The following is a 24059-nucleotide window of genomic DNA, read 5'->3' on the forward strand; positions in this document are numbered from 1 at the left end:
ACCGGAAAAACCGTCCCCCGGTGAGGTCCACACAGGGACAGAAAGGAGCGCTCCATCGTGTTGTCATTTCTCTTTGACCTATTGAGTTCCTTCGTGCACATTGCGGCAGACGTTCTGAGCTTTCTGGTGCACACAGGGCTGAACGTACTGTCTGGCATTGCCTCTTTGGTGGCATGGCCCATCAAGACAGCGCTTTCCACCCTGAGCAATTGGTGGGGCGTTCCCACCCAGTGGACCCCGCTGTACCTCATCGGCGGCGGCATCCTGATATTGCTCCTATTGGCGCTGGCCTTTTGGGCCGCGGCTGCAAACCGCCGGAAAGGACGGCGATGAAATCGAAATAAGAAAGACGTTAAAGGGAGAGCGCGGGCCATTGCCTGCGCTCTCCCTTTAACGTCTTTCCTTTTCTTCCCGAATCGTAATGGCCGCCTGCATGGCAGCGCGCATCACCTTCCCCGTTTTTTTCCGTCCGTACAGCATAGCCAGCACCGCATGGGGGCTGGGCGCTTTGAGCAGGCGGTTCCCGGTACTTCTGGCGCGTTCCTCTGTGACCAGCCGGCAAAGGGATACGGCATAGGCAACATGCTGCACAATCTCCGCCGCCGTGGGACGCCGCAGCGGCTGGTCAATCAGCCCCCAGTAGCGCCGGAGGAGCGGGTCCGCAATGTTTTGAATATCCTCCCAAGTATATTCTATCTCCGCACAAACGGTAGCTTCATTGGTATCGTACCGTTGCGCGACTTGTTCCAATATTTTGTCTTCCATTTCTTTTCTCTGCCTCTCTTGGAATATTAAGTTCCAATTACATGCATATTCTAGGATGTGTTACTAATAACACATGTGTAACTTCTTAGAACTTACGCTTTTATTGTAATCGGTTACACTTAATATGTCAAATTAATTCGCACATTTTTTAATAAAGGCAGTGTAGTATGGAAGCATACGGAAAGATTGCAATTCACTTGGAAGAACTGCTTGCTGACAGAAAAATAAGTAAGAAAAAATTCAGCGAGCTGGCGCACATGCAGAGGACCCAGATCAACAATTACTGTAAAAACCGTTTGACACGATTTGATGCAGACGTTCTTGCCAGAATGTGTACCGTGCTGAATTGCCAGCCCGGAGACATCCTGACTTTCGTTCCGTTTTCCCCGCAGGAGGATTCGGAACAGAAAAACTAAATCGGCCGACAAAAAAGAGGAGGAAGCATGCGCTTTCTCCTCTTTTTTGTCCCAATTAAACGCCTGAATACATTCCTTTTCCCCTTGCATGTGACGCAGCGTCATCAAGTATAATGATGAACAGGAGGTATCGTATGGAATATGATAAGAAATTGCCGCAGGACTATATGACCGTGGGAGAGATGGCAAAGAAAATGGGTGTGACGGTCCGCACACTGCAGTACTATGACCAACAGGGGCTGCTCTCCCCCTCAGCAGAAAGCGAGGGAGGCCGCAGGCTATACACCGACAGGGATATGATCCTTCTGCATCAGATTCTCTCCTTGAAGCATCTGGGCTTTTCCCTGGACGCCATCAAAAACCATCTGACCGCGCTGGAAACACCGGCCGACGTAGCCGCAGCGCTTACCGAACAGGCATCCGTTCTGCGGAGAAAAATCGAGACGCTGTCCGAATCCCTGCAGGCTATAGAGGCTTTGAAGACCGAAGTGCTGCAGATGCAGTCAGTAGATTTTAAAAAGTATGCCGATATCATCGTGAATTTGCAGATGAAAAACGAATCCTACTGGCTGATCAAGTATTTCGACGACAAAACGCTGGACCATATCCGGAACCACTTTGACAAGGACAGCGGCCTCAGGATGATCGCCACCTTTACCCGGCTCAATGACCGGGCAATTGAGCTTCAGGCGGAGGGCATACCGCCTGAAAGCGATAAAGGCCGGGCGCTTGCCGAAGAATTTTGGAATATGATTCAGGAGTTTACCGCCGGGGATGAGAGCCTTCTGGAAAACCTGATGGAGATCGGCAGCTTCGATGGGCTGGATGATGAATGGAAGGCCAGGCAGACCTCTGCCAACGCCTATCTCGGCCCGGCCCTGGACGCCTATCTTACAGAACTGGGAATCAACCCCTTTGAGGAGGATCGGGAATGAGCTATGCCGTGAAGGTTGAAAACCTCAAAAAGAGCTATGGAGATCATACCGTGCTGAAGGGCCTGAGCTTTCACGTGAAAAAAGGCGAAGTCTTCGCACTGCTTGGAGGAAACGGCGCCGGAAAAACCACCGCCCTGGAATGTGTGGAGGGCCTTCGCCGGTATGACAGCGGCGCCATCGCCGTCAACGGCAGGGTGGGAATTCAGCTGCAGTCGTCGTCCCTTCCAGCCCACATCCGGCCGCTGGAGGCCGTACGGCTGTTTGCAGAATGGAACCGTGTAAAGGCCGATACCGCCACCCTTGCCGCCCTTGGGATCAACAGCTTTGCAAAAAAGCAGTATCTGGAGCTGTCTACCGGACAAAAACGCCGCCTCCACCTTGCCCTGGCACTTCTTGGCGATCCGGAGCTCCTCTTTCTGGATGAGCCGACCGCCGGGCTGGATGTGGAGGGCAGGGTTTCCCTGCACAGTCAGATCCGCCGCCTGAAAGCAGAGGGAAAAACCATTCTGCTTGCAAGCCACGACATGGCGGAGGTGGAGAGCTTGTGCGACCGTCTGGCCATTTTAAAAGACGGAAGCCTTGTTTTTTGCGGCACCGCCGCAGAGCTGACGGCAAAATCCGGCAGCCGCTACACCATCTCCATTAAAACCGAGCAGGGTGACGAAAGCTTCTTCGCCGACAACATTGCAGACGCAATGCTGGACCTGCTGGAGGGGTACCGGCAGAAGGGCATCGCCGTACTGGATATTAAAACAGACCGCGGAACGCTGGAACAGCATTTCATGGAGCTGACAGGGAGGGAACAGCAATGAAGGCTTTTCTCTATGGGACTGCGCTGCAGTGGAGACTGGATCTCCGCAGCAAATCACTTTTGATCACCTGCTATGTGGTCCCGCTTTTGTTCTATGCCCTGATGGGCGGAATTTTCACCTCTATCAATCCGGAATCCAAAGCCACCTTGATACAATCCATGACTGTGATGGGTGTGTCGATGGGAGCGTTGATCGGCCTCCCGCCCTCGCTTGTGGAGCATTACGGCAGTGACGTCAAGAAAATGTACAGTGCCAACGGGGTACCTCTGTATCTGGGAATCCTCTCTATGTCTCTCTCTGCATTTCTCCATCTGCTGATCATGTGCGGGGTGATCACGCTTACCGCTCCCTTTGTTTTCGACGCTTCACTTCCCAGAAACCTGCCTCTATACTTCGGTTCGCTTGCGGTTTTCCTTGCAGTGTCTCTGAGTGCGGGATGCGCCCTGGGACTGTGCGTAAAAAGCCAGGCCAAGCTCACCATGATTTCACAGCTGCTGTTTCTGCCCTCCATCATGCTGTCCGGGATTCTGTTTCCCATCAGCCTGCTTCCTCGTTTTCTCGCATCTGCAGGAAAAATATTTCCTGCAGCCTGGGGATACCGTCTGATGACGGAGGAAGGCGTTTATTGGCAGAACCTGCTGCCGCTGGCGGTTCTTTTGTCGGCCGCCGTATTACTCTGTACTCTTTTGCTGAAAAGACTGCAAAAAGAATAGAGCGCTTTTTCCGATGGAAAGAAAGGTTGAAAGAAGAAGCAGAGGCTGCAATTTGCTTTGCAGCCTCTGCTTCTTCTTATGAATTCAGAAAACGCCTTATGCCTTCCAAACTCTGGTCCGAATCCGTTCCAACCTGCAGGAACAGGTTATTTTGCCACAATGTTCACCAGCTTGCCGGGGACATAGATCTCCTTGACCACGGTCTTTCCCGCAATTTCCGCGGAAATTTTCGGGTCAGCCTTGGCTGCAGCTATGGCCTCATCTTTCTGAATGTCAGCGGATACATTCAGGCGGGACCGCACCTTTCCACACACCTGTACCACGATTTCCACCGTATCATCCTTGCACTTCTCTTCATCGTACTCCGGCCATGTCTGCTGGGCTACCAGGCCCTCGCCCAAGCCGCAGAGCGCCCACATTTCCTCAGTGATATGAGGGGCAAAAGGATTGAGCAGGATGGTGAAAAGCCGGAGCTCTTCTTTTGTGATATCGCCCTTCTCGCTGACCGCATTCATCAGGGTCATCAGAGCGGCGATGGCAGTGTTGAATTTCAGAATTTCCGTGTCCTCACTGACCTTTTTGATCGTCTTATGGAACACGCCTTCCAACTCTTTGCGGACGCCCTTTTCCCGGGAAATGATATTCTGCAGGTTCCAGTAACGCTCCACAAAGCGGCGGCAGCCCTTGATACCCGCGTTGCTCCAGGGGGCGGCCTTTTCAAAATCCCCAATGAACATCTCGTACAGGCGGAGGGTGTCCGCGCCGTATTCGCTGACGATTTCGTCAGGATTCACCACGTTCCCCCTGGATTTGCTCATCTTCTCGCCGTTTTCACCCAGGATCATCCCGTGGCTGGTACGCTTCTGATAGGGCTCCGGTGTGGGCACCAGGCCCTGGTCAAACAGGAATTTATGCCAGAAACGGCTGTACAGCAGGTGCAGGGTGGTGTGCTCCATACCGCCGTTGTACCAGTCCACCGGGGACCAGTAATCCAGCGCCTCCTTGGAGGCAAAAGCGCCGCTGTTGTGGGGATCCATATAGCGCAGGAAATACCAGGAGGAACCCGCCCATTGGGGCATGGTGTCCGTTTCCCGCTTGGCGGGGCCGCCGCAGTGGGGGCAGGTGGTATTCACCCAATCTGTCATATGGGCCAGCGGGGATTCGCCGTTATCCGTGGGCTCGTAGGATTCTACTTCAGGCAGCTTCAAGGGGAGCTCACTTTCCGGCAGCGGGACCCAGCCGCATTTCTCACAATAGACCACGGGGATGGGTTCGCCCCAATAGCGCTGGCGGGAGAAGACCCAATCGCGCAGCTTATAATTCACCTTGGAGCGGCCGATGCCGGACTGCTCCAGATATTCGGTGATTTTCTTTTTGGCGTCCTCCACGGTCAGGCCGTCGAAAATGCCGGAATTGACCATCACGCCTGTATCGCAGTCTGTGAAAGCCTCCTCCTGCACATTGCCTCCCTGCACCACTTCGATGATGGGCAGGTCAAACTTCCTGGCGAATTCCCAGTCTCTGGTATCGTGGGCAGGCACCGCCATGATGGCGCCGGTCCCGTAGGAAACCAGCACATAGTCAGAGATAAAGATCGGAATTTCCTTCCCGGTCAGAGGGTTGACTGCGGAAACCCCTTCAAGCTTTACGCCGGTTTTTTCCTTGGCAAGCTCCGTGCGTTCAAAATCGGATTTCTTTGCCGCCTGCTCCTGATACGCACGCACTGCATCCAGGTTCTGCAGCTTATCCTCCCATTTTTCAAGATAGGGATGCTCCGGAGAAACCACCATATAAGTGGCGCCGTACAGCGTGTCGGGACGGGTGGTGTACACAGTGAGCTTGTCCCCTGTGCTAGTGGTAAAATCCACCTCCGCGCCGGTGGAACGGCCAATCCAGTTTTTCTGCTGGGCTTTCACCCGCTCCGGATAATCCACCAGGTCCAGGTCGTCGATGAGCCGCTGCGCGTATTCGGTAATCTTCATCATCCACTGGCTCTTTACCTTGTGAACCACCTCGCTGCCGCAGCGCTCACACACGCCGTTGACCACTTCCTCATTGGCAAGAACGCATTTGCAGGAAGTACACCAGTTGACGTTCATCTCTTTCTTATAGGCAAGACCCTTTTTAAACAGCTGCAGGAAGATCCACTGGGTCCACTTGTAATAGTCGGGATCCGTGGTGCTGAACTCCCTGCTCCAGTCGAAAGAAATGCCCAGGGACTGAATCTGTTTTTTGAAACGGGCTATGTTCTGCTTTGTGACCTCTGCCGGATGGACATGGTTCTTGATGGCGTAATTTTCCGTGGGCAGGCCAAAGGCATCCCAGCCTATGGGATACAACACATTGTATCCCTGGAGCCTGCGCTTTCTCGCCACCACGTCCAGCGCGGTATAGGGGCGGGGATGGCCCACATGCAGTCCCTGTCCCGAGGGATAGGGGAACTCAATGAGAGCGTAATATTTGGGCTTGTCCGAACCGTTTACCGCATGGAAAACGCCGGCCTCCTCCCACTTTTCCTGCCACTTCGGCTCCACGGCCTTGTGTTCATATTTCATATCCATTCGACCTTTCCATGATTTATCCTAGTTTTTATCCGATCCTGCGCCTGTCCGGGCGGCAGCGTATACAAACGCACAGCCGCATTCTGTCATTCCTCTGACTGCCAATCCACCTTGGCTCCGTCCGCCCACAATCTGTCCAGATCATAAAAGTCGCGGGCTTCCTGGGTAAACACGTGAACCACCACATTGCCATAGTCCAGCAGAATCCAGGAATTAGAGCGGTAACCCTCCACCCGGGGCTGCAATGCCTCTTCCGCTTTCAGCTTTTCCTCCACCTCATCCGCGAGAGATCTCACATGGGTGCTGCTGGTACCGGTGGCAATGACAAAATAATCTGCAATGCTGGAAATATCCTCTATTTTGATCACATTGATTCTCTGCGCTTTTTTGTCATCTAAAAGCCGGGCGGCACGCCCAGCCAATTCCAAAGAATTCATTCTCATTTCTCCTTTTCCTTCAGGACGGCAACTGCGTCGTTATAGGCGTCAATGGAAGCAGAAGCCACCGGTTCCCGACGGCTCATCAATTCCTGCACAGTAAAGGCAACACCCTCGATTATGGCCTCTTCCAGACTTTCCCGAGCCACGGCCCGCAACTCTTCCACACCGGGATAGTCCCGGTCGGCGGAGATATAATCCGCCACGAAAAGCACCTTTTCCAGCAGCGTCATATTCTTTCTACCGCTGGTATGGCACCTCACTGCGGAAAGCAGCTCCCGGTCCCGGATTCCCAGCCCAAACTCGAGAAAGGCGGCGCCGCTGATTGCGTGCCACAGCTTTTGGTTGGCCAGTTCGGTATCGTTCATCATTATACCAAAGCCCTGAAGGATTTTCAACTGCTCCTCCGCGGGCGTGTCTTTCAGAATATCGTGCAGAAGCCCCGCCAGCCTGGCCTTTTCCGGGTCCGCGCCGTAGAGTACGGCCAAACGGACCGCTTCCTCCGCCACACACTGGGAGTGGTAAAAGCGCTTCTCCGACAGCCGCTGACGCACTTCACACTCGCACTGTTCATAGGTCATTCCCGCCGGCCTCCTTTTTCGTAGAGCTTGTGCTCCCGGATATACTTTGCAACTGAAACGGGCGTCATGCCGTTCAGCTCTTCTCCGGCTGCCGCCATTTTCCGAATTTCTGTGGAAGAAATCTTCCAGTAAGGGATGTCCTCCACACAGCAGCGAGCGCCAAAGCGGTCTTCCAGTTCCCGCTTTTTCTCCTTCAGCTGTCTGAATCCATCTGCGCTGCGCGGAGAGGCACAGATTTTCGCCAGGGCAAAGATCGTTTCCGGGCGATACCAGCGGTCCACCGTCAAAAACATGTCTTCCCCCATCAGCAAATAAAACTCATCTCCAGGAAATTCCCGCTTTAACTCTTCCAGGGTCTCTGCCGTATAGCTTTTTCCTTCCCGGGACAGCTCCAATCGGGAGAGCAGAACAGGCGCCTCTGTGATTTCCTCCGCCGCAAGCCTGCACATTTCCAAACGGTCCTCCGCCTCCGCCAAGGACTCTGCCTGCTTGTGGGGCGGAATACGGGTAGGGATCAGCAGCACCCGATCTAGCGACAGCCTTCGGATAAATTCCTGCAAAATATGGAGGTGGCCCAGATGGATGGGGTTGAAGGTCCCCCCGTAGATACCTGTTTTCAAAACACACGCCTCCCGGATTCAGCGGGGCAATACAATTTTCGGATCTTTTTTCTTTCTACGGTACAGCACGAATTTCGAACCGATCACCTGCACGACTTCGCTGTCTGTCTTTCCGGCAAGCTCCTCCGCTGCTTCTCTGGGGGAGATCGGCGAGGTTTCCGGCAGCACGCGTCCTTTGATCAGCTCCCGCTTTTCCAGGGCGTCGTCCGCCTGCTTGACCACTTCCGGTCCCATGCCGGATTTTCCCACCATCAAAATGGTGTCTTCATTGACTGCCAAAGAGCGCAGATACGCCCGTTGTTTACTAGTTAACATAATTTCTCCTTTTTTCTATCCTACAAATTTACTTTCGGCTGCGTTCGGCACAGCCAAAGGCACTTCTCCATCACAGCTTTCGTACGCTTACAAATTCTCCCCCACAAACCTCACCGTTTTCCCGGAATCCTGCGCTTCTATATAAGCTTCTCGCCTTCTCGTTTTCCGGTTCATACGAAAGCCAGCAATACTCTGCTCTTCCGCAGGGATAGGTTCTGAGATACTCCAGAAAGATATCTAAAGCCTTACGACCTAACCCACGGTGCTGGTAAGCCTTGTCGATCATAAACCGCCAGATACAGTAGTTATTCTTGGCAACAGGGGGAGATTCAGGGTCCTGGCCGTATCCAAACATCACAAATCCCACCGGTACGCCGTCTTCGTAGATGCCAAAGGGGAGAGCAGCAAATCCTGAGGTAACGGCTACGTAGGCTTCGGCAAGGCTTACCACATTGGGAGCCACAAAGCTTTCCTGCCCTTTATCCACTTCTAGGGAGAGCATAGCCTCCAAATTGCCCCTATCCACTTTTTTCAATTCCATCATACGTTTTCCTTTTCCAGGCCCTCCAAGTATTCTTTCAGCTTCCTCTCAAATTCCTCAAAAGCCTTGCCTCTGTGGCTGCGGGCATCTTTTTCCTGATCGGACATCTCACCAAAGGTCCTGCCATCCTGAACAAAGATAGAATCATAGCCAAAGCCGTTCTCACCCCGGGACTCCTGAGCGATGGCGCCGAAGCACTTCCCCTCGGCATCAATCCGGTCGCCGTTGGGAAACACACAGCATACGGCGCTGACAAAATGGGCGCCCCGCTGTTCTTCCGGCACGCCGTGCAGTTTTTCCAGCACGGTGAGCCTGCGCTTGCCCGGTTCCGCAAAGCGGGCGGAATAGATTCCCGGCGCGCCGTCCAGATAGTCCACACACAGACCGGAATCATCCGCCACGGCGGGCAGCCCGGTTTCCCGGCAGGCGGATTCCGCCTTGATATAGGCGTTTTCCCCAAAGGTTTTTCCCGTCTCCTCCGGCTCGGAAAGTTCAGCCATTACCACTTCGATTCCCATGGGTTCCAGCATACGCCTGAACTCAACGATTTTACCCTGATTATGGGTCGCGATTACAAATTTCATTCCGATTCCTCCCCGCTTTCGTCCTTTTTCCGTCCAAAGGGCCAGAAACGCTTTTTCTTCTTCTCCGGACGGACTTCCTCTTCGGCAGCCGCCCGTCCGGGTTCTTCGGCTTCTGGCTCTAATCCCTCCTGTTCCTCTTCTTCGGCTGTTTCAAAAGCCGCAGCTTCCTCCTCCGTTTCCGACAGGGGCTGTTCTTCCTCCCAGGGCTTCGGCTCAACACCAGCATCCTGCTCCAGAATAGGTCTATCGTCATCCCTTTCGGTATCGAACAGAGCGTCTGCAAAGGAAGCCGCGTCAAACGGCTGCAGGTCGTCCACCTGTTCCCCCACGCCGATGAATTTCACCGGCAGGCCCAGATCCTGCTTGATGGGCAGCACAACGCCTCCCTTTGGCGTTCCGTCCAGCTTGGTGAGCACGATTCCGGTGATGCCCGCCGCGCTTTGGAACTCCCGGGCCTGGTTCACCGCATTCTGTCCCGTGGCCGCATCCAGTACCAGCAGGGTTTCACGGTCACAGCCAGGCAGCTCCCGGTCGATGATGCGGGATATTTTTGAGAGCTCGTCCATCAGGTTTTTCTTATTGTGCAGCCTTCCCGCCGTATCGCAGATGATAACATCGCAGTCCCGCGCCTTGGCCGCCGCAATGGTGTCGAATACCACAGCCGCCGGGTCTGCGCCTTCTCCGTGCTTAATCAGCGGCACGCCTGCCCGCTCCGCCCAAATCTCCAACTGCTCGATCGCCGCAGCGCGAAAGGTGTCCGCCGCCCCCAAGATTACCGATTTTCCTTCTGACTTCAGCCGGGAAGCAAGCTTTCCGATTGTGGTGGTCTTGCCCACGCCGTTGACGCCGATCACCAAAATGACGGACGGCTTGGTGGAAATGTGGAGGCTGTCGTCTCCGACGAGCAGCTCCGCCACAATCGCCTTCAGCTCATCCATAATGAGAGACGGATCCGTAATCCCCTTCTCCTTGATCTTTTTGCGAAGCTCCCCGGTGACAAATTGCGAGGTAGTTACTCCCACATCTCCCATCACCAGCAGCTCTTCCAGCTCCTCAAAGAGCTCTTCGTCAATTTTTGTGAAGGAGTTGACCATTTGGGTAATCTGCCCGCTGATACTCTCCCGGGTCTTTTTCAGCCCATCTCTGATTTTGTCAAAAAAGCCCATGTCATGTTCTCCCTTTTCTCCTGTAAATTTCTACCCCGTCCCAGTCAGCCCAGCTGCTCTACCGCCTCTTCCGTCTTCAGGGCCAACAGCTTGGAAATGCCCTGATCCTGCATCGTGACGCCGTAGAGCATATCGGACCCTTCCATAGTACCCCGCCGGTGGGTGATGGTGATAAACTGGGAATTTCCGCTCATACGCCGCAGATACTGCGCATACCGCGCCACATTCACATCATCCAAGGCGGCCTCAATCTCATCCAGCACACAGAAGGGCGGCGGATTGACCCGCATGATGGCAAAGTAGATGGAAATGGCTACCAGCGCCTTTTCCCCGCCTGACAGGGATTCAATATGGGTGACGATCTTGCCGGGAGGATGCACCTTGATTTCAATGCCGGAATTGAGCACATCGCTCTCATCTGTAAAGGAGAGCTCTGCCGCGCCGCCTCCAAACAGTTCCCGGAAAATTGTGCCGAAATTCCGATTGATCTCTCCGAACCGCTCTACAAACTGTTCCCGCATCTGCTTGGTGAGCTCGCCGATCAGCTTGAGCAGCTCTTCCTTCGATTTCTCCACATCTTCAATCTGTCCTTTGAGAAATTGATAGCGTTCAGAAACCTCCTTATATTCCACCACAGCGCCCACATTCACAGCGCCCAGCGCCTTAATCCGGTTCTTCAGCTCGTTGAGACGTTTTTGGGCTGCAGGCAGGTCTTCAATTTTTTTGCCGATCTCTTCGGCCTCTCTGCGGGTAAGCTCATACTCCTCCCAAAGCCTGGAAATGATGGTATCGTATTCCCGCTGCAGGTTCTCGCTGCGCTCCTGCAGCCTTGCCAGCTCATGGCCGACATTTTCCCGCCGGGCTCCGGTCTCCCGTTCCCTGACGCGCAGTTCACCTGCCTCCTGCTCCAGCGAAGTGCGTTTTTCTGCCGTTCTTTTTGCTCCGGTCCGCTTTTCCTCCGCCTCTGCCTTCAAGTGGGCGGCTTTTTCTGCCTGCAGGCGGATTTCCTCTTCAAGCCTGTGTGTCTCCGCTTCCAGAGCCTCTATTTCCTCTCTCAGCTTTTGTACCGTTCCGCTGCTGTGCAGTTTTCTGGCTTGAAGCTCCGCCACAGCAGCCAGCAGTGCATCCCTGTCCTTCTGAGCGGCAAATTCTCCCAAACGAATTTCCTGGATTGTCTGGGAAATATCGTCGCACCGGGAAATCTGCTCTTCTCTGCTTCCAGTCAGGGTTTTGGCAGTTTCGTCCGCCTCCTGCACCTGGCTTTCCAGCTCAGCAATCTTCTCCGCAGAGAGTCGACCCGCCGCTTCCAGCTCTTCAAGCCTTGCGCTGGAATCCTGCTGTTCCCTGGAAAGGTTTTCTGCCTCCAGCCGGACGCTTTCCAGCTCCCGGACTGCGCGGGCGTATTCAGAAACCAGCTTAATCCGGTCCTCCTGGCTGGAAGAGAGCTCTCCCTTCGCAGCGTCCAGCTCCGCTTCGCAGGAAGAAAGCTCTGTCTGCCGCGCCTTCAATTCAGCTGCAGCCTGCTCGGCTTTCTTCTGGAGTACAGCGGCTTTTTCCCGGATTCGTTCAATCTCGGACGCCCTGCTCAGCAGGCCGGAATTGCGTGCTCGGGAGCCGCCGGTCAGAGACCCACCCGCATTGACCACCTGACCGTCCAGGCTGACGATGCGAAAACGGTATTTCATGCGCTTGGCAATGCTTACAGCGCTGTCCAGATCCTCGGCCACCGCTACCCTGCCCAGCAGGGAATCCCGGATACCGCTGTATTTTGGGTCACAACGGCACAGCTCGGAAGCGATTCCCACAAAACCGGGAAGTTCCTCCATCTCCCGCTTATCCAACACAGTGCCGCGAATGGTAGTCAGAGGCAGAAAAGTGGCCCTGCCCAGATCCCGTTGCTTCAACAGACTGATCGCCTTTTTCGCATCCTGCTCTGATTCCACCACCACATTCTGCATGGCGGCGCCCAGCGCAGTCTCCAGAGCCACAGCGTATTCCCTGGGAACGCTCAGCAGCTTTGTCACAGGTCCGCAGACGCCGGTCAGCATTCCCCGGCCGGCCTCCTTCATGACCGCTTTGACGCTTTGGGCAAAACCTTCCAAGTTCCGCTCCAGATCCTCCAACAGTTTTGCCCGCCGCAGCTGTTCGTTGGCGTCGAGCGTAGCCCTGTTGAGCTCTTCCCCGGCTGCCTGCGCTTTTTTTCTGCGGCCATCCAGCCGAAGCTCATACCCCTTTACCGCATTTTCCTGCGCTTCGATGGTATGTTCGATATCGGAGCGCATCTCTTCCAGCTCCGATATTTCCTCTTCCAGCGCCTTTTTTCTTGCCTCGCTGCGCAGCACGCTTTCCCCGATGGAACCTGCGCGCAGCTGAAGCTCTGCAGCCGACGACCTTGCAGAGGAAAGCCGAATCCGTTCTTCAGCCAGCGCTGCATTTCGCTCTGCCAGAACAAGAGCGGCCTGCTCGATTTGGCGCGTGGCTTCATCTGCGCCCTGGCGCAATTCTTCCAGCCGCTGTGTAAAGGTCAACAGCTTGTCTCTGCTCTCCTCAATACTGCGTTCTTTCCCGGTAATCTCCGCCTGCTTCCCGGCAATTTCCCGGTCGATATCCTCCCCGGAAGCTGCCGCGGCCTCGATCTGCTCCTGCAAACGGCGGACATCCTGGGAATTGTGGGAGATTTCGTTGCGCAGCAGTCCGATTTCTCCTTCCGTGCGGACGGCCTGTCCGTCCAAATCAGCCGCCTCGTTCCTGGCAACATCCATCTGCGCCGTGCAGTCATTGGTCTCACGATAGTTTTGCTCTATTCTGACAGCAATCTGCTCCAGTTCTTCTTCGATCTCCTCATGTTGGGCGCGGGCAAGGGAAATTTTTTCCTCATGCTCCCGCAAAACCTTGCCGGATCTCTCCAAAGTTTCCAGCCAAATACCGATTTCCAATTCCTTCTTTTCCGCGTCAAAGGCAATAAACTGCTCCGCTTTTTCTGCCTGAACCCGCAGAGGCTCCACTCGGTCCTCAAGCTCAGAAAGAATATCCCGCAGGCGTACCAGATTTTCCTCAGCTCTGGAAAGCCTGCGTTCCGATTCCTCTTTTCGGTAGCGGTAACGTGAAATTCCTGCCGCCTCTTCAAAAATCTCTCGCCTGTCCTCGGAACGTGCGGCCACAATACTGTCGATTTTTCCCTGTCCAATGATGGAATAACCATCCCTGCCGAGGCCTGTATCCATAAACAGCTCATTGATATCCTTCAACCGCACAGTTGCCTTATTGATCAGATATTCGCTTTCCCCGGACCGGTAATACCGGCGGCTCACAGCTACAGTATCATTGTCAAAAGGCAGACGGCGGTCTGTGTTGTCAATGGTCAGGGTGACCTCCGCAAAGCCCTGCGCTTTCCGCTGGGGCGTCCCGCCGAAGATGACGTCTTCCATTTTGGAACAACGCAGGGTGCGGACCGATTGTTCGCCAAGCACCCAACGCATAGCGTCGCTGATGTTGCTCTTGCCGCTGCCATTCGGTCCCACCACAGAAGTGATGCCCCGCTCAAAGGTCAGCGTCGTCTTGTCCGGAAAGGTTTTAAACCCCTGCAGTTCCAAAGATTTTAAAATCATGTACGCAAATTCCTCTCAAGACGGAAGGGACGTGCTGCCCTTCCAGGTCAGAATTGATCTCAGCTTAAACCGAGTTTCCAGATCCATCCACTGAAAACAAGCCTCTGGGCACGGCCTCATCCTGCAGGAAGGTGACAAGTAAGCCCTCTTGCCTCAGTATCTCCCTATTCTTCTTCCCTTGTCCCAGAGCAACGGATATGCTTTGAGGATGGACGCGGACCACATATCTGCCCGGCTTCTCAAGGCAGGAGAGAAGCTTTTCCAGGAATACACGGCTCTGCACTAATTCCCGAAACGCAGGATGATACGGACCCGCCAATTTCTGTGCTTCCACAGCCGTCTGGGCATGAAGCCCCATTCGGATCACCTTAATTCCGGCATCTTCAAACAAGGGCAGCAGGAGAGCGCAAAGCGTCACCGCCTCTTCCAATGTTTGCGGGGTGTATTCCCCCCGTGCATAAAGCTCGGCAAGATAAGTCCCCTGCAGGACAACAGTGGGATAAATCCGCACTGTCGACGGCTTCAGGGCTATCATCCGTTCCGCCGTTTCCAAGGCGCGGCCGTCTGTGTCGCCGTACAGGCCGGTCATCATCTGCAGGCCCAGCTGAAACCCGAACGCCTTAACCCGCTGAGCAGCAGCCTCTGTTTGCCCCGACGTATGCCCCCGCCGGTTGAGAGAGAGCACCTCGTCATCCATGGACTGCGCTCCCAGCTCCACTGCGGTAACACCATATTTTTTCAGAAGGTACAGTACTTCTTCCCCTACAGCGTCCGGACGGGTTGAACATCGGATTCCTGCAAAGCCAAATTCCTTTACAGACTCATGCGCCGCCTCCAGCAGCGAAACCATGTAATCCCGGGGGACAGCGGTAAAACTGCCGCCGAAAAAGGCGATTTCCGCGGAATGCACCCGCTCCCCCAACTGGGCAGCCGATTGTGCGGCAGTCTCTCTCACATCCGCTGCAGCAGGCGCTTCAGCCTCTCCTGTGATGGCATGCTGATTGCAGAAACTGCATTGGCGGGGACAGCCGACATGAGGAACAAAAATTGAGATATTGGCGTGTTTAATAACCCATCAGCTCCAATGCTTCCCTTGCAGCCTGTTGCTCAGCCTCTTTCTTGCTGCGTCCGCCGCCCTTGCCGATCACATTGCTGTTCAGATGAACCTCTACGGTAAAATGCTTGTCGTGGTCGGGGCCGCTTTCCCCAATCACCACATAGTTGAGCTTTTCCTCCGGGTTCTGCTGGATGATCTCCTGAAGGGTGGTTTTATAGTCCTTAAACGGTTTTACATTCTGGGCTTTGGCAGCAGGGGCAAGAAAGGTGAGAATAAATTTCTTCGCCTGTTCCAAATCTCCGCTGTCCAGATAGATTGCTGCGGTGGTGGACTCGAAAACATCCGCCAGAATACTGGGCCTCTCTTTTCCTCCGGAATGCAGCTCACCATGGCTCAGCCGCAGGAAATCACCTGCCTGCAGAGATTTTGAAAAGCCGCACAGGGATTTTTCGCAGACCAGGGCGGCACGGTTTTTGGTTAGCTGTCCCTCAGGCAGCTCGGGAAAATGATGAAACAGATACTCCGCCGCCACAAACCCCAGCACAGAGTCTCCTAAAAATTCCAATCTCTCATAGCTTTTGCACTTGTGTTCGTTGGCATAGGAAGAATGGGTGAGGGCCGTCTCCAAAAGTTTTCTGTCCCGGAACCTGTAGCCAATCAGCTTTTCGTATTCTTCCAGTGGTCTCATAATGTTTCTTCCTTTTTGCCCACTGCCCTGGCAATCTCTTCGATAATGCCGGACTGTGCGTAGTCTCTGGTCAGCCGCAGCGCATTTTTGACGGTAGACGCTTTTGCACTGCCATGAATTTTGAACACAGGTTTTGACGCTCCCATAATGGGCGCTCCGCCGTATTCATTGTAATCCATGGACTTTTTCAAGGCTTTCATGTCGCCGTACACCACGGATGCCGCCAGCTTGTTAAGGAGGCTCTTTTGAAAGACACCCTTCATTTTATCCATCACAGCCATAGCCACGCCTTCATAGAGCTTCAGCATCATATTGCCGGTGAAGCCGTCGGCAACCACTACGTCGGCCGCGTCATAGGGGATATCCCGTGCCTCCACATTTCCCACGAATCGGATGGACGGACAAGCTCGCAGCAGCGCCAGCGCTTCCTGCCTCAGCTCGTCCCCCTTATGGTCTTCAGAACCCACGTTAGCAAGGCCTACCCGGGGATTTTCTATCCCCATCACCTTCTTCATATACGCCGAGCCCATGATGCCGAACTGCAGCAGCATTTCCGGACGGCAATCCACGTTGGCGCCTCCGTCGTTGAGCATAAAAAAGCCCTCAAATTTTGGCAGAATCGGAGCAAAGGACACTCTTCTTACACCGCGGATCCGTTTGACGATGGTGGTGGCCCCCACCACCAGGGCCCCGCTGTTTCCAGCGCTGGCGAAGGCATCTCCTTTTCCTTCTGCCAATGCTTTCAGGCCTACGGCCATGGAACTTCCCGCCTTTTCCTTCACCACGCTGGCAGGCTCGTCCTCCATGGTCAGCACCTCAGAGCAGTGGAGGATTTCCATATGGGCAAGCTGCTCTGACAAATTCAGCTTAGCCGCTGCGGATTCCAGCCTCTTCTGATCGCCGGAAAGCAGGATTTCCACCCCAAGCTCTTCCATCGCCTGGGCGCACCCCAGCAAAATTTCCTCCGGCGCATGGTCCCCGCCAAAGGCATCGACTATGATCTTCATATTTCACACATGCTCCCTTCCAATGGAAAATCCGTCCGGCTCTCAATCCGGTTCCTTTTGCAATACAACGCCTGCCATTTTACAGTACTCTTCCAAATCCGTCAGCGCCCGGACAGACAGAGCCATATAGCGTTCCCGCTTATCTCTTATCTGTTCCCTTAGAGGCGGCAGCACGCCGAAATTTGCCCCCATAGGCTGAAAATCCTTTCCCGTATATCCGGCCACATAGCGGCTCAAAGCACCCATCATAGAGGTTTCCGGCAGGATCAGCGGTTCCTGTCCCCTGATCCTGCGTACCAAATTGAGCCCCGCTAAAATCCCGGAGGAGGCGGATTCCATATAGCCCTCCACCCCAGTGATCTGGCCTGCAAAAAACAATTCAGGCCGCGGCCGCAGGGAAAAATCTCCCTGCAGAACCTGAGGAGAGTTGAGAAAGGTATTCCGGTGCATGACGCCGTACCGGACGAACTCAGCATGGGCAAGTCCGGGTATCATGCGGAAGACCCGCTTCTGCTCGCCAAACTTCAAATTGGTCTGAAACCCAACCAGGTTATAAAGCGTGTTCTCCAGATTTTCTGTGCGCAGCTGAAGCACTGCCCAGGGCCGGTGCCCGGTTTTTGGGTCCCTGAGCCCTACCGGTTTCATGGGGCCGAACCGGATGGCATCGTGCCCCCTGGCCGCCAGTACCTCGATGGGCATGCATCCCTCATATACCTTGGGGTTCCCCGCATCAAAGCTGTGTACCGGCGCACGCTCCGCACGCACCAGTTCATCGGCAAAGAGGTCATACTGTTCTTTATTCATCGGACAGTTGATATAGTCGCTGTCCCCTTTACCGTACCTGGACGCTGCAAAGCATTGTTCCATGTCAAGGCTTTCCCGCGTCACTATGGGGGCCGCAGCATCAAAGAAACTCAGACTGCCGCCGCAGAGCCTCTGAATCTGTTCCGAAAGGGCCTCTGAAGTGAGAGGGCCGGTGGCAATTACCGCCGGTCCCCGGGGGATTTCCGTCACCTCTCCCCGATGAATTTCGATGAGAGGGTGCCGTTCCATTTCCATGGTCGCCAGCCGGGAAAATTCTTCCCGGTCCACCGCCAGGGCCCCTCCGGCGGGCACCTGGCTTTTGCGGGCGCACTCGGTCAGCAGAGAGCCGAAGCGACGCATCTCTTCCTTCAGCAGCCCAGCTGCGCTGTCCAGCCGGGCTGCCTTCAGGGAGTTGGAACAGATCAGCTCCGCGAAGCCCTCGCTCCGATGGGCGGGAGAGTACTTTGCAGGCTTCATTTCCCACAGTTCCACCAGTATGCCATGGTTCGCAATCTGCCAGGCGGCCTCACAGCCGGCCAGGCCCGCCCCCAGCACCTTTACCTTCTGATCAGGCATCTCCGCCGCTCCTTTCCGATCCAGCTTTACATCGGGCCCGCATTCCTTCCCGTGCCCAGGGTTCATTCCTCGGTGTCAGCCGGTTTCTTCCCCTCGAAAGAGCAGTCCGGCGTCACGCAATACAGGGTCTTATCCTTGCTCTTTTTCTGCAGCAGCGTCTTCCCGCAAACAGGGCATTTCTCCTTCGAAGGCGGATCCCAGGAGACAAAATCACATTTGGGATATTCGCTGCAGCCATAGAACACGCGGCCTTTTTTCGATTTCCGCTCGATGATTTTCCCACCGCATTTGGGACACGCCGCTCCGGTGTCATTGACAATCTTTTTGATGTTCTTGCACTCCGGATATCCTGGGCAGGCCAGAAATTTCCCGTACCGGCCAACCTTTACCACCATGTTCCTGCCGCATTTTTCGCAGATAACGTCCGTCTCATCCTCTTTCAGACGGATCTTGACGCCATCCATGTCTTTCTTCGCGGCTTGCACAGTCTTGTCAAAATCATCGTAGAAGCGGCGGAGAGTTTCCACCCACTCTTCATCGCCCCGCTGCACCGAGTCCAGTTCATCCTCCACCTGAGCTGTAAATTTCACGTTGACAATCTTTGGGAAGCGTTCCTTCATCAGCTTGGTGATCACTTCTCCAAGCTCCGTCGGCTTAAACGCCTTTCCCTCACGGATCACATATTCCCGGCTGGTGATGGTGGAGATTGTGGCGGCGTAAGTGGAGGGGCGGCCAATCCCGTTTTCTTCCAGCGTCTTGATCAGGGAGGCTTCCGTAAAACGGGGAGGCGGCTGTGTGAAATGCTGGTTTCCCTTCAGATCCTTCACCTTCAGCTTCATGCCTTCTTCCAGGGGCGGCAGATCCTTGCCAGCCTTTTCTTCCTCATCCTTGCTCTCCTCATAGAGAGCGGTAAAACCCTCAAACGCCACATTGAAACCGGACGCCTTGAAGATATATTTTCCGGCGCTTATGGTTGCCTGTGTGGTATTCAGGACACAGTTGGCCATTTGGCAGGCAATGAACCTTTCCCAGATAAGTTTGTAGAGCTTATACTGGTCCGCAGTAAGGGAATCCTTCACCGCCTCCGGCGTAATGGCAATGGAGGCGGGGCGGATGGCCTCATGACCGTCCTGGGCATTTGCCCTGGATTTGAAGTGTCTGGGCTTGGAAGGCAGATATTTTCCGCCCCATCTGGTTTCAATATATTCCGTGGCTTCCCGGATGGCATCTTCGGAAATGCGCAGTGAGTCAGTCCTCATGTAGGTAATGAGACCCATAGAGCCCTGGCCCTTGATCTCCACGCCCTCATACAGCTCCTGGGCCGCTTTCATCGTGCGGCGGGCCTGAAAGCCCAGCTTTCTGGAAGCCTCCTGCTGCAGAGTCGACGTGATAAACGGCGGGGCGGGAGAACGGTTCTTCTTCCCCTTTTTCACAGCGCTGACAAGGAATTCTTCCTGCTCCAGCTCAGCGAACAGTTTATCGGATTCCTCCTTGGAGCCGATTTTGATTTCTCCGTTTTCATCCCCATAGAAAGCGGCGGCAAAGACAGCTTTCGAAGGGGGAGCAGTCAATTTTGCATCAATGCTCCAATATTCCTGAGGCACAAAGGCCCGGATTTCCTCTTCACGGTCCACTACCATCCGCACAGCTACAGACTGCACACGGCCCGCAGAAAGCCCGCGGCGAATGGTTTTGGCCAGGAAGGGGCTGAGAGTATAGCCCACCAGACGGTCCAGAATCCGGCGGGCCTGCTGGGCATTTACCAAATCCAAATCAATTTCCCGGGGATTCGACATTCCCTCTTTTACGCCGGTCTTTGTGATCTCATTGAAGGTCACACGATCCTGCGCATGCTCGTCAAGGCCCAAAATATAAGCCAGATGCCAGGAGATTGCCTCCCCCTCTCTATCAGGGTCAGTGGCCAGGAGCACGCCGTCCGAATGAGCGGCGGCTTCTTTCAGCTCCTTAACCAGCTTCTCTTTTCCTTTGATAATGCTGTACTTGGGCTTAAAATTATCTTTGACGTCCACGCAGAGCCTGGCTTTGGGCAGGTCCCTCACATGGCCCATAGAGGCGATAACTTCATACCCATCGCCCAAATATTTTTGAATGGTTTTCGCCTTGGAAGGCGACTCCACAATCACCAATTTTGACATGAAAATGACCAATCCTTTCTTCGGGATTCCCATATTGTGCGGTCTGACAATATGGCCCCAGTTAGAAAACGCTTCCAAACATTGCTTCGCCGCCTGAGTTTCAGCGGTGCGAGTAAACTTTATTATTTTACACTATTTATTATGGAAATTCAAGCGCGGCTATATCGCCGGCCAGGGTAGGACCGGATGATCCCTTCCAATTCCAACTCCGTCAAGACAGCCAGCACAGAGGAGGCGGGCAGACCCGTTTTTTCTTCCAGCATGGAGACATGAACAGGCGTTTTCTCCAAGACGCCCAATACCTTTTCCGCATTTTCCGAGAGGGTTCTCCCCGTACCGGAATCAGCCAATTCTTCCAATCCCGAGGAAGCGGGAACTTCCAGTTCGTCAAACAGGCCGGTTAGATCGACCGGCTCGGAACTTCTCGCTGCCTGAATACGATGTTGATATTCCTCCAAAATTTCCTCACCACAGGAAACCGCCTTGGCCCCATCCTCCAGAAGCAGCCTGCTGCCCTCATATGACTCATCCCCTGGTTTTCCTGGATAAACAAAGACATCCCGGTTCTGTTCTTGGGCATGGTGGGCTGTAATGAGAGTACCGCTGCGCCGGGCTGCCTGAATGATAAGGGCGCCCCAGCTGAGACCGGAAATGATTCGGTTGCGCACCTGGAAGGTTCCCTGATGGATGTTTTGTTCCGTAGCCTGCTCTGTCAGCAGGCAGCCGCCACGCTCCAGGATAGAACTGCGCAAAGCCGCGTTTCTGACCACATAATTGCTGTCAAGCGACGTAGGAAGCACGCTTACCGGCGTTCCCGCAGCGCTCAGAGCACCCATCAGTGAGGCGGCGTCAATTCCCAGCGCACACCCGCTCACTACCACCGCCCCGCCGGAGGCCAGCTGATAACCGAACGCTTCGGCAGCCCTGACGGAAGCCTCGGCCGCTTTTCTGGCCCCCACTATGGCCACAGTGGGAATACGGTCCACGTCAGGCAGCTTACCTTTTAGATACAGTACCGCAGGAGGGTCAAAAATATTCCTCAGTGCCTCGGGATATTTTTCACACTCCGGCGTGATGACCTCTTGCCCGCATTTATAACAGTACTCCAGCAGGGCCTGCGCCTGAGAAATTCCGTAGGAGTAGAGCATCCCTGCTTCCCGTTCCGAAACAAGCTCCATCCTGTTCCATAAAGAAGGTCCGCCCGCATAAAACTCACAAAGGCCGCCGGGAAAACGCCGAAACAGCTGCCAGGGCTTCGGACTGCCCGCTCCGAAGGCACGCTGCGCCCAAATCCAATACACACGAGGATCCATTCCTTCCTTCATCTTCACGACCACACTCCTTCTCCGGGCTGCCGCTTCCTGTCTGTCTTATGCAACAGAACCGATATGCGGCTTAACGCCGTTCTCAATTATACTTTTAATAACCGGCTCCACGGTTCATTTCCCATAGCAGAATGGTAGCGGCAGCCGACGCGTTGAGCGATTCTGCACGGCCGGCCATTGGAATGGTCAACCGTATATCACAAAGAGCAACCGCTTCTTTCGTCAGCCCGTTGCCCTCATTGCCAATCAGCACGGCATGCAGGCCTTCAGAAAAATCAATTGCCGTTACAGGACTTGCAGCAGCATCCGGAACAGCCGCATACAGGGTGTATCCCCTGCGCTTCAGCAGGTCTCTTAGCCGGACTGGTGACGTCTCAGCAACTACTGATATCCGGAATACCGCCCCCATTGACGCCCGCAACACTTTGGGCGACAGCGGGTCGCAGCAATCTCCAAGCAAAAACACGCAGCCTATTCCCAAGGCTTCGGCTGTACGCAGCACCGTTCCCAAATTTCCCGGATCCTGAAGATTTTCAAGCACCGCACAGGCGCCTGAAAAAGCCTGTTTTCCCTGTTTCAGATTCTCTGGCGTTTCACAGACACAGAATATCCCCTGCGAATTTCTGGTGGAGGAGAGAAGATCTGCTACATGTTCTTCCACCAAAAACTGTTCCTGGGCTGCAGGAAGAATCCGATTCAAATATTCTCCATACCGCCGCTGCGCCTGTTCTGTAAAAAAACAGCGGTCAATCTGTACCCCGGAACGCGCAGCATCCTCACAGAGCCGGGCCCCCTCGCAGAGAAAGCGCGCTTCCCCCCGCCGTCTTTCTGCCGAAGCAGCCAGAGCCGCCGCCTCACGAATCAATTTATTCCGGCGGCTGGAAATATGCTCGAACCCCATATCCGCCCTTCTTTCATACTAAAATAAACGGAACGCCCAAGGCAAAATCTGCCTTAGGCGCACTCTCAGATTTTTATAAAGCAGCCTTGGCCTTCTCGACAAGAGCGGTAAACGCCGCCTCATCTGCAATGGCAATTTCAGAAAGCATTTTGCGGTTCAGCGTAACGCCAGCTTTCTTGAGGCCGTTCATGAAGGTGGAATAGTTGATATCATTCATCCGGCATGCTGCGGAAATTCTCGTGATCCACAGACGGCGGAAATCTCTCTTGCGCTGTTTGCGGCCGATATAGGCATAATTGCCGGACTTCATCACGGCCTGTTTGGCCATTTTAAAGTGGCGGCTCTTGGAACCCCAATACCCCTTGGCAAGCTTCAGTACCTTTTTCCTTCTTTTACGCGTCATAAGCGCGCCTTTGACTCTAGCCATTTATACTCAATCCTTTCTTGTCATCGAAAAATAAATCTGAAAACGTCCCCGCACCATTATTTATAAGGGAGCAGTCTTTTGATCGCCGCGGTGTTGGTCTTGTCGGTGACAGTGGTACCACGTGCATGGCGCTTGGTCTTAGGGGTTTTTCCATGACCGTTGGCAAGATGGGTCATGTATGCATGGCTGCGAATCACTTTTCCGTTCTTGGAAAGTTTGAAGCGCTTTTTCGCGCCGCTGTGTGTTTTAAGTTTCGGCATTTTGCAGTCCTCCTTGATTGTTTACGGTTACTTAACGGGCTTGGGGGCAAGGAACATAAGCATGGTTCTACCCTCGAGCTTTGCAGGCTTTTCCACATTCGCCACCTCTGCCATGGTTTCGGCAAAGCGGCGCATAATCTCCAAACCGTGCTCGGGATGTCCCATCTCTCTTCCGCGGAACCGGATGGAAACCTTCACCTTATTCCCTTCCTCGAGAAAACGCACGGCATGATTCTTCTTTGTTTCAAAGTCGTGCGTATCGATGTTGAGGGAGAGGCGAATCTCCTTGATCTCAACGACCCGCTGATTTTTCTTTGCTTCCTTTTCCCGCTTTGCCTGTTCAAAGCGGAACTTGCCGTAATCGATAATCTTACAGACCGGCGGGGTCGCCTGCGGTGCGATCTTTACAAGATCCAGATTCTTCTGTTCGGCGAGATCCATGGCCTGCCGCAGGGGCATAACGCCCAGCTGTGAGCCGTCGGAATCAATCACACGAAGCTCTCTGTCCCGGATTTGTTCATTGATCTGCAGTTCCTTGTTGCTAATGGGTAAGCACCTCCATCACACGTGTTCACTTTATCATTGTTTCAAAGCGCCGGCGACGCAAAAAACGGACAGAATACCTCTGCCCGCAAATCAACTTTTCGCTCGCTTGGAACCCGCTTGCACAAACCGGTTCCGCCGGATCGAACTATTGACCTGTGTCAGACAGTACTGCACGGGTGAGAGCCGCCGACTCTGCTTTGTTTTACCTTAAGAATTATAGTATCAATTTCATACTCTGTCAAGTATTTTTTCAACTGA

The 24059-nt window shown here is 54.2% G+C and carries 24 protein-coding genes and 1 pseudogene; 5 read left to right on the forward strand and 20 right to left on the reverse strand.

Annotated features, from left to right (window positions below; all coding sequences use genetic code 11):
- Positions 1-57: 57 nt before the first annotated feature.
- On the forward strand, positions 58-333 hold the full coding sequence (locus BN3911_RS06255; RefSeq protein ID WP_147578538.1) for a hypothetical protein: 276 nt from the start codon (positions 58-60) through the stop codon (positions 331-333).
- A gap of 57 nt (positions 334-390) precedes the next feature.
- Here the strand turns inward: BN3911_RS06255 and BN3911_RS06260 are convergent, their stop codons facing one another.
- Complete coding sequence (locus BN3911_RS06260) at positions 391-765, reverse strand: hypothetical protein (RefSeq protein WP_066862878.1); 375 nt, start codon at positions 763-765, stop codon at positions 391-393.
- A gap of 167 nt (positions 766-932) precedes the next feature.
- Here BN3911_RS06260 and BN3911_RS06265 point away from each other — a divergent pair, with 167 nt between their 5' ends.
- The 4 genes from BN3911_RS06265 to BN3911_RS06280 all read left to right on the forward strand — a co-directional run bounded on the left by BN3911_RS06265 (position 933) and on the right by BN3911_RS06280 (position 3641).
- Complete coding sequence (locus BN3911_RS06265) at positions 933-1181, forward strand: helix-turn-helix domain-containing protein (protein ID WP_066862881.1); 249 nt, start codon at positions 933-935, stop codon at positions 1179-1181.
- A 134-nt stretch (positions 1182-1315) separates the two neighbouring features.
- Positions 1316-2116 carry a MerR family transcriptional regulator gene (locus BN3911_RS06270; protein WP_066862884.1) on the forward strand — a complete coding sequence of 267 codons (801 nt, stop codon included), beginning with the start codon at positions 1316-1318 and terminating at the stop codon, positions 2114-2116.
- Entirely contained in the window at positions 2113-2928 is an 816-nt protein-coding gene (locus tag BN3911_RS06275) for an ABC transporter ATP-binding protein (RefSeq protein ID WP_066862886.1), read from the forward strand. The genes BN3911_RS06270 and BN3911_RS06275 overlap by 4 nt, the downstream gene beginning before the upstream one ends.
- Positions 2925-3641 carry an ABC transporter permease gene (locus tag BN3911_RS06280; RefSeq protein WP_066862889.1) on the forward strand — a complete coding sequence of 239 codons (717 nt, stop codon included), beginning with the start codon at positions 2925-2927 and terminating at the stop codon, positions 3639-3641. The genes BN3911_RS06275 and BN3911_RS06280 overlap by 4 nt, the downstream gene beginning before the upstream one ends.
- A gap of 146 nt (positions 3642-3787) precedes the next feature.
- On the opposite strand, the gene leuS is transcribed toward BN3911_RS06280, so the two are convergent.
- From leuS to infC, 19 genes and pseudogenes are all read right to left on the reverse strand, one after another.
- Complete coding sequence (gene leuS / locus BN3911_RS06285) at positions 3788-6196, reverse strand: leucine--tRNA ligase (RefSeq protein ID WP_066862892.1); 2409 nt, start codon at positions 6194-6196, stop codon at positions 3788-3790.
- A 92-nt stretch (positions 6197-6288) separates the two neighbouring features.
- Positions 6289-6639, reverse strand: coding sequence for a ribosome silencing factor (gene rsfS / locus BN3911_RS06290; protein ID WP_066862895.1), 351 nt, complete (start codon positions 6637-6639; stop codon positions 6289-6291).
- Between the two features lie 2 nt (positions 6640-6641).
- Entirely contained in the window at positions 6642-7220 is a 579-nt protein-coding gene (gene yqeK / locus BN3911_RS06295; protein WP_066862897.1) for a bis(5'-nucleosyl)-tetraphosphatase (symmetrical) YqeK, read from the reverse strand.
- Positions 7217-7840: a nicotinate (nicotinamide) nucleotide adenylyltransferase gene (nadD, locus tag BN3911_RS06300; RefSeq protein ID WP_066862900.1), complete on the reverse strand. Its 624-nt coding sequence runs from the start codon at positions 7838-7840 to the stop codon at positions 7217-7219. The genes yqeK and nadD overlap by 4 nt, the downstream gene beginning before the upstream one ends.
- Positions 7841-7858: 18 nt before the next feature.
- Entirely contained in the window at positions 7859-8155 is a 297-nt protein-coding gene (locus BN3911_RS06305; RefSeq protein WP_066862904.1) for a YhbY family RNA-binding protein, read from the reverse strand.
- Positions 8156-8225: 70 nt separating this feature from the next.
- Positions 8226-8699, reverse strand: coding sequence for a GNAT family N-acetyltransferase (locus BN3911_RS06310; protein WP_066862907.1), 474 nt, complete (start codon positions 8697-8699; stop codon positions 8226-8228).
- The gene (gene rdgB, locus BN3911_RS06315) at positions 8696-9280 is read right to left on the reverse strand and encodes an RdgB/HAM1 family non-canonical purine NTP pyrophosphatase (protein WP_066862910.1); all 585 of its coding nucleotides are present in this window, start codon (positions 9278-9280) and stop codon (positions 8696-8698) included. Before rdgB ends, BN3911_RS06310 begins: the two co-directional genes overlap by 4 nt.
- Positions 9281-9543: 263 nt before the next feature.
- A pseudogene (gene ftsY, locus BN3911_RS06320) lies at positions 9544-10446 on the reverse strand (signal recognition particle-docking protein FtsY); the annotation flags it as partial.
- 44 nt (positions 10447-10490) lie between these two features.
- Positions 10491-14054, reverse strand: a complete 3564-nt coding sequence (smc, locus tag BN3911_RS06325; protein WP_066862913.1) for a chromosome segregation protein SMC — start codon at positions 14052-14054, stop codon at positions 10491-10493.
- Between the two features lie 64 nt (positions 14055-14118).
- Positions 14119-15123: an elongator complex protein 3 gene (locus BN3911_RS06330; RefSeq protein ID WP_066862916.1), complete on the reverse strand. Its 1005-nt coding sequence runs from the start codon at positions 15121-15123 to the stop codon at positions 14119-14121.
- Positions 15119-15799, reverse strand: coding sequence for a ribonuclease III (gene rnc, locus BN3911_RS06335; RefSeq protein ID WP_066862919.1), 681 nt, complete (start codon positions 15797-15799; stop codon positions 15119-15121). The genes BN3911_RS06330 and rnc overlap by 5 nt, the downstream gene beginning before the upstream one ends.
- Positions 15796-16806: a phosphate acyltransferase PlsX gene (gene plsX / locus BN3911_RS06340; protein ID WP_066862922.1), complete on the reverse strand. Its 1011-nt coding sequence runs from the start codon at positions 16804-16806 to the stop codon at positions 15796-15798. Before plsX ends, rnc begins: the two co-directional genes overlap by 4 nt.
- 42 nt (positions 16807-16848) lie before the next feature.
- Positions 16849-18186 (reverse strand): methylenetetrahydrofolate--tRNA-(uracil(54)-C(5))-methyltransferase (FADH(2)-oxidizing) TrmFO, encoded by a 1338-nt coding sequence (gene trmFO / locus BN3911_RS06345; protein ID WP_066864232.1) that lies wholly within the window; start codon positions 18184-18186, stop codon positions 16849-16851.
- A 62-nt stretch (positions 18187-18248) separates the two neighbouring features.
- A complete protein-coding gene (gene topA, locus BN3911_RS06350) occupies positions 18249-20342 on the reverse strand; it encodes a type I DNA topoisomerase (RefSeq protein ID WP_066862924.1) in 2094 nt (697 codons plus the stop codon).
- A gap of 149 nt (positions 20343-20491) precedes the next feature.
- Positions 20492-21667: a DNA-processing protein DprA gene (dprA, locus tag BN3911_RS06355; RefSeq protein ID WP_066862926.1), complete on the reverse strand. Its 1176-nt coding sequence runs from the start codon at positions 21665-21667 to the stop codon at positions 20492-20494.
- A gap of 94 nt (positions 21668-21761) precedes the next feature.
- Positions 21762-22568, reverse strand: coding sequence for a TrmH family RNA methyltransferase (locus BN3911_RS06360; protein ID WP_066862929.1), 807 nt, complete (start codon positions 22566-22568; stop codon positions 21762-21764).
- Positions 22569-22641: 73 nt separating this feature from the next.
- Positions 22642-22995 (reverse strand): 50S ribosomal protein L20, encoded by a 354-nt coding sequence (rplT, locus tag BN3911_RS06365; protein ID WP_066862932.1) that lies wholly within the window; start codon positions 22993-22995, stop codon positions 22642-22644.
- Positions 22996-23051: 56 nt separating this feature from the next.
- Positions 23052-23255 (reverse strand): 50S ribosomal protein L35, encoded by a 204-nt coding sequence (rpmI, locus tag BN3911_RS06370; RefSeq protein WP_066862935.1) that lies wholly within the window; start codon positions 23253-23255, stop codon positions 23052-23054.
- 27 nt (positions 23256-23282) lie between these two features.
- Positions 23283-23747, reverse strand: a complete 465-nt coding sequence (infC, locus tag BN3911_RS06375) for a translation initiation factor IF-3 (RefSeq protein ID WP_242871085.1) — start codon at positions 23745-23747, stop codon at positions 23283-23285.
- Positions 23748-24059: the final 312 nt, after the last annotated feature.

It is taken from the genome of Neglectibacter timonensis (genome assembly GCF_900048895.1).
GTDB classification, from domain to species: Bacteria; Bacillota; Clostridia; order Oscillospirales; family Acutalibacteraceae; genus Acutalibacter; species Acutalibacter timonensis.

Excerpts from the sequence above, each read along its gene's own strand:
- rdgB (WP_066862910.1), bottom strand. The coding sequence starts at position 9,280 with ATGAAATTTGTAATCGCGACCCATAATCAGGGTAAAATCGTTGAGTTC.
- BN3911_RS06275 (WP_066862886.1), top strand. The coding sequence starts at position 2,113 with ATGAGCTATGCCGTGAAGGTTGAAAACCTCAAAAAGAGCTATGGAGAT.
- rplT (WP_066862932.1), bottom strand. The coding sequence starts at position 22,995 with ATGGCTAGAGTCAAAGGCGCGCTTATGACGCGTAAAAGAAGGAAAAAG.
- trmFO (WP_066864232.1), bottom strand. The coding sequence starts at position 18,186 with ATGCCTGATCAGAAGGTAAAGGTGCTGGGGGCGGGCCTGGCCGGCTGT.
- leuS (WP_066862892.1), bottom strand. The coding sequence starts at position 6,196 with ATGAAATATGAACACAAGGCCGTGGAGCCGAAGTGGCAGGAAAAGTGG.
- BN3911_RS06305 (WP_066862904.1), bottom strand. The coding sequence starts at position 8,155 with ATGTTAACTAGTAAACAACGGGCGTATCTGCGCTCTTTGGCAGTCAAT.
- rpmI (WP_066862935.1), bottom strand. The coding sequence starts at position 23,255 with ATGCCGAAACTTAAAACACACAGCGGCGCGAAAAAGCGCTTCAAACTT.
- yqeK (WP_066862897.1), bottom strand. The coding sequence starts at position 7,220 with ATGACCTATGAACAGTGCGAGTGTGAAGTGCGTCAGCGGCTGTCGGAG.
- rsfS (WP_066862895.1), bottom strand. The coding sequence starts at position 6,639 with ATGAATTCTTTGGAATTGGCTGGGCGTGCCGCCCGGCTTTTAGATGAC.
- BN3911_RS06310 (WP_066862907.1), bottom strand. The coding sequence starts at position 8,699 with ATGATGGAATTGAAAAAAGTGGATAGGGGCAATTTGGAGGCTATGCTC.
- BN3911_RS06270 (WP_066862884.1), top strand. The coding sequence starts at position 1,316 with ATGGAATATGATAAGAAATTGCCGCAGGACTATATGACCGTGGGAGAG.
- rnc (WP_066862919.1), bottom strand. The coding sequence starts at position 15,799 with ATGAGACCACTGGAAGAATACGAAAAGCTGATTGGCTACAGGTTCCGG.
- dprA (WP_066862926.1), bottom strand. The coding sequence starts at position 21,667 with ATGAAGGAAGGAATGGATCCTCGTGTGTATTGGATTTGGGCGCAGCGT.
- BN3911_RS06280 (WP_066862889.1), top strand. The coding sequence starts at position 2,925 with ATGAAGGCTTTTCTCTATGGGACTGCGCTGCAGTGGAGACTGGATCTC.
- BN3911_RS06360 (WP_066862929.1), bottom strand. The coding sequence starts at position 22,568 with ATGGGGTTCGAGCATATTTCCAGCCGCCGGAATAAATTGATTCGTGAG.
- smc (WP_066862913.1), bottom strand. The coding sequence starts at position 14,054 with ATGATTTTAAAATCTTTGGAACTGCAGGGGTTTAAAACCTTTCCGGAC.
- BN3911_RS06265 (WP_066862881.1), top strand. The coding sequence starts at position 933 with ATGGAAGCATACGGAAAGATTGCAATTCACTTGGAAGAACTGCTTGCT.
- topA (WP_066862924.1), bottom strand. The coding sequence starts at position 20,342 with ATGTCAAAATTGGTGATTGTGGAGTCGCCTTCCAAGGCGAAAACCATT.
- BN3911_RS06260 (WP_066862878.1), bottom strand. The coding sequence starts at position 765 with ATGGAAGACAAAATATTGGAACAAGTCGCGCAACGGTACGATACCAAT.
- plsX (WP_066862922.1), bottom strand. The coding sequence starts at position 16,806 with ATGAAGATCATAGTCGATGCCTTTGGCGGGGACCATGCGCCGGAGGAA.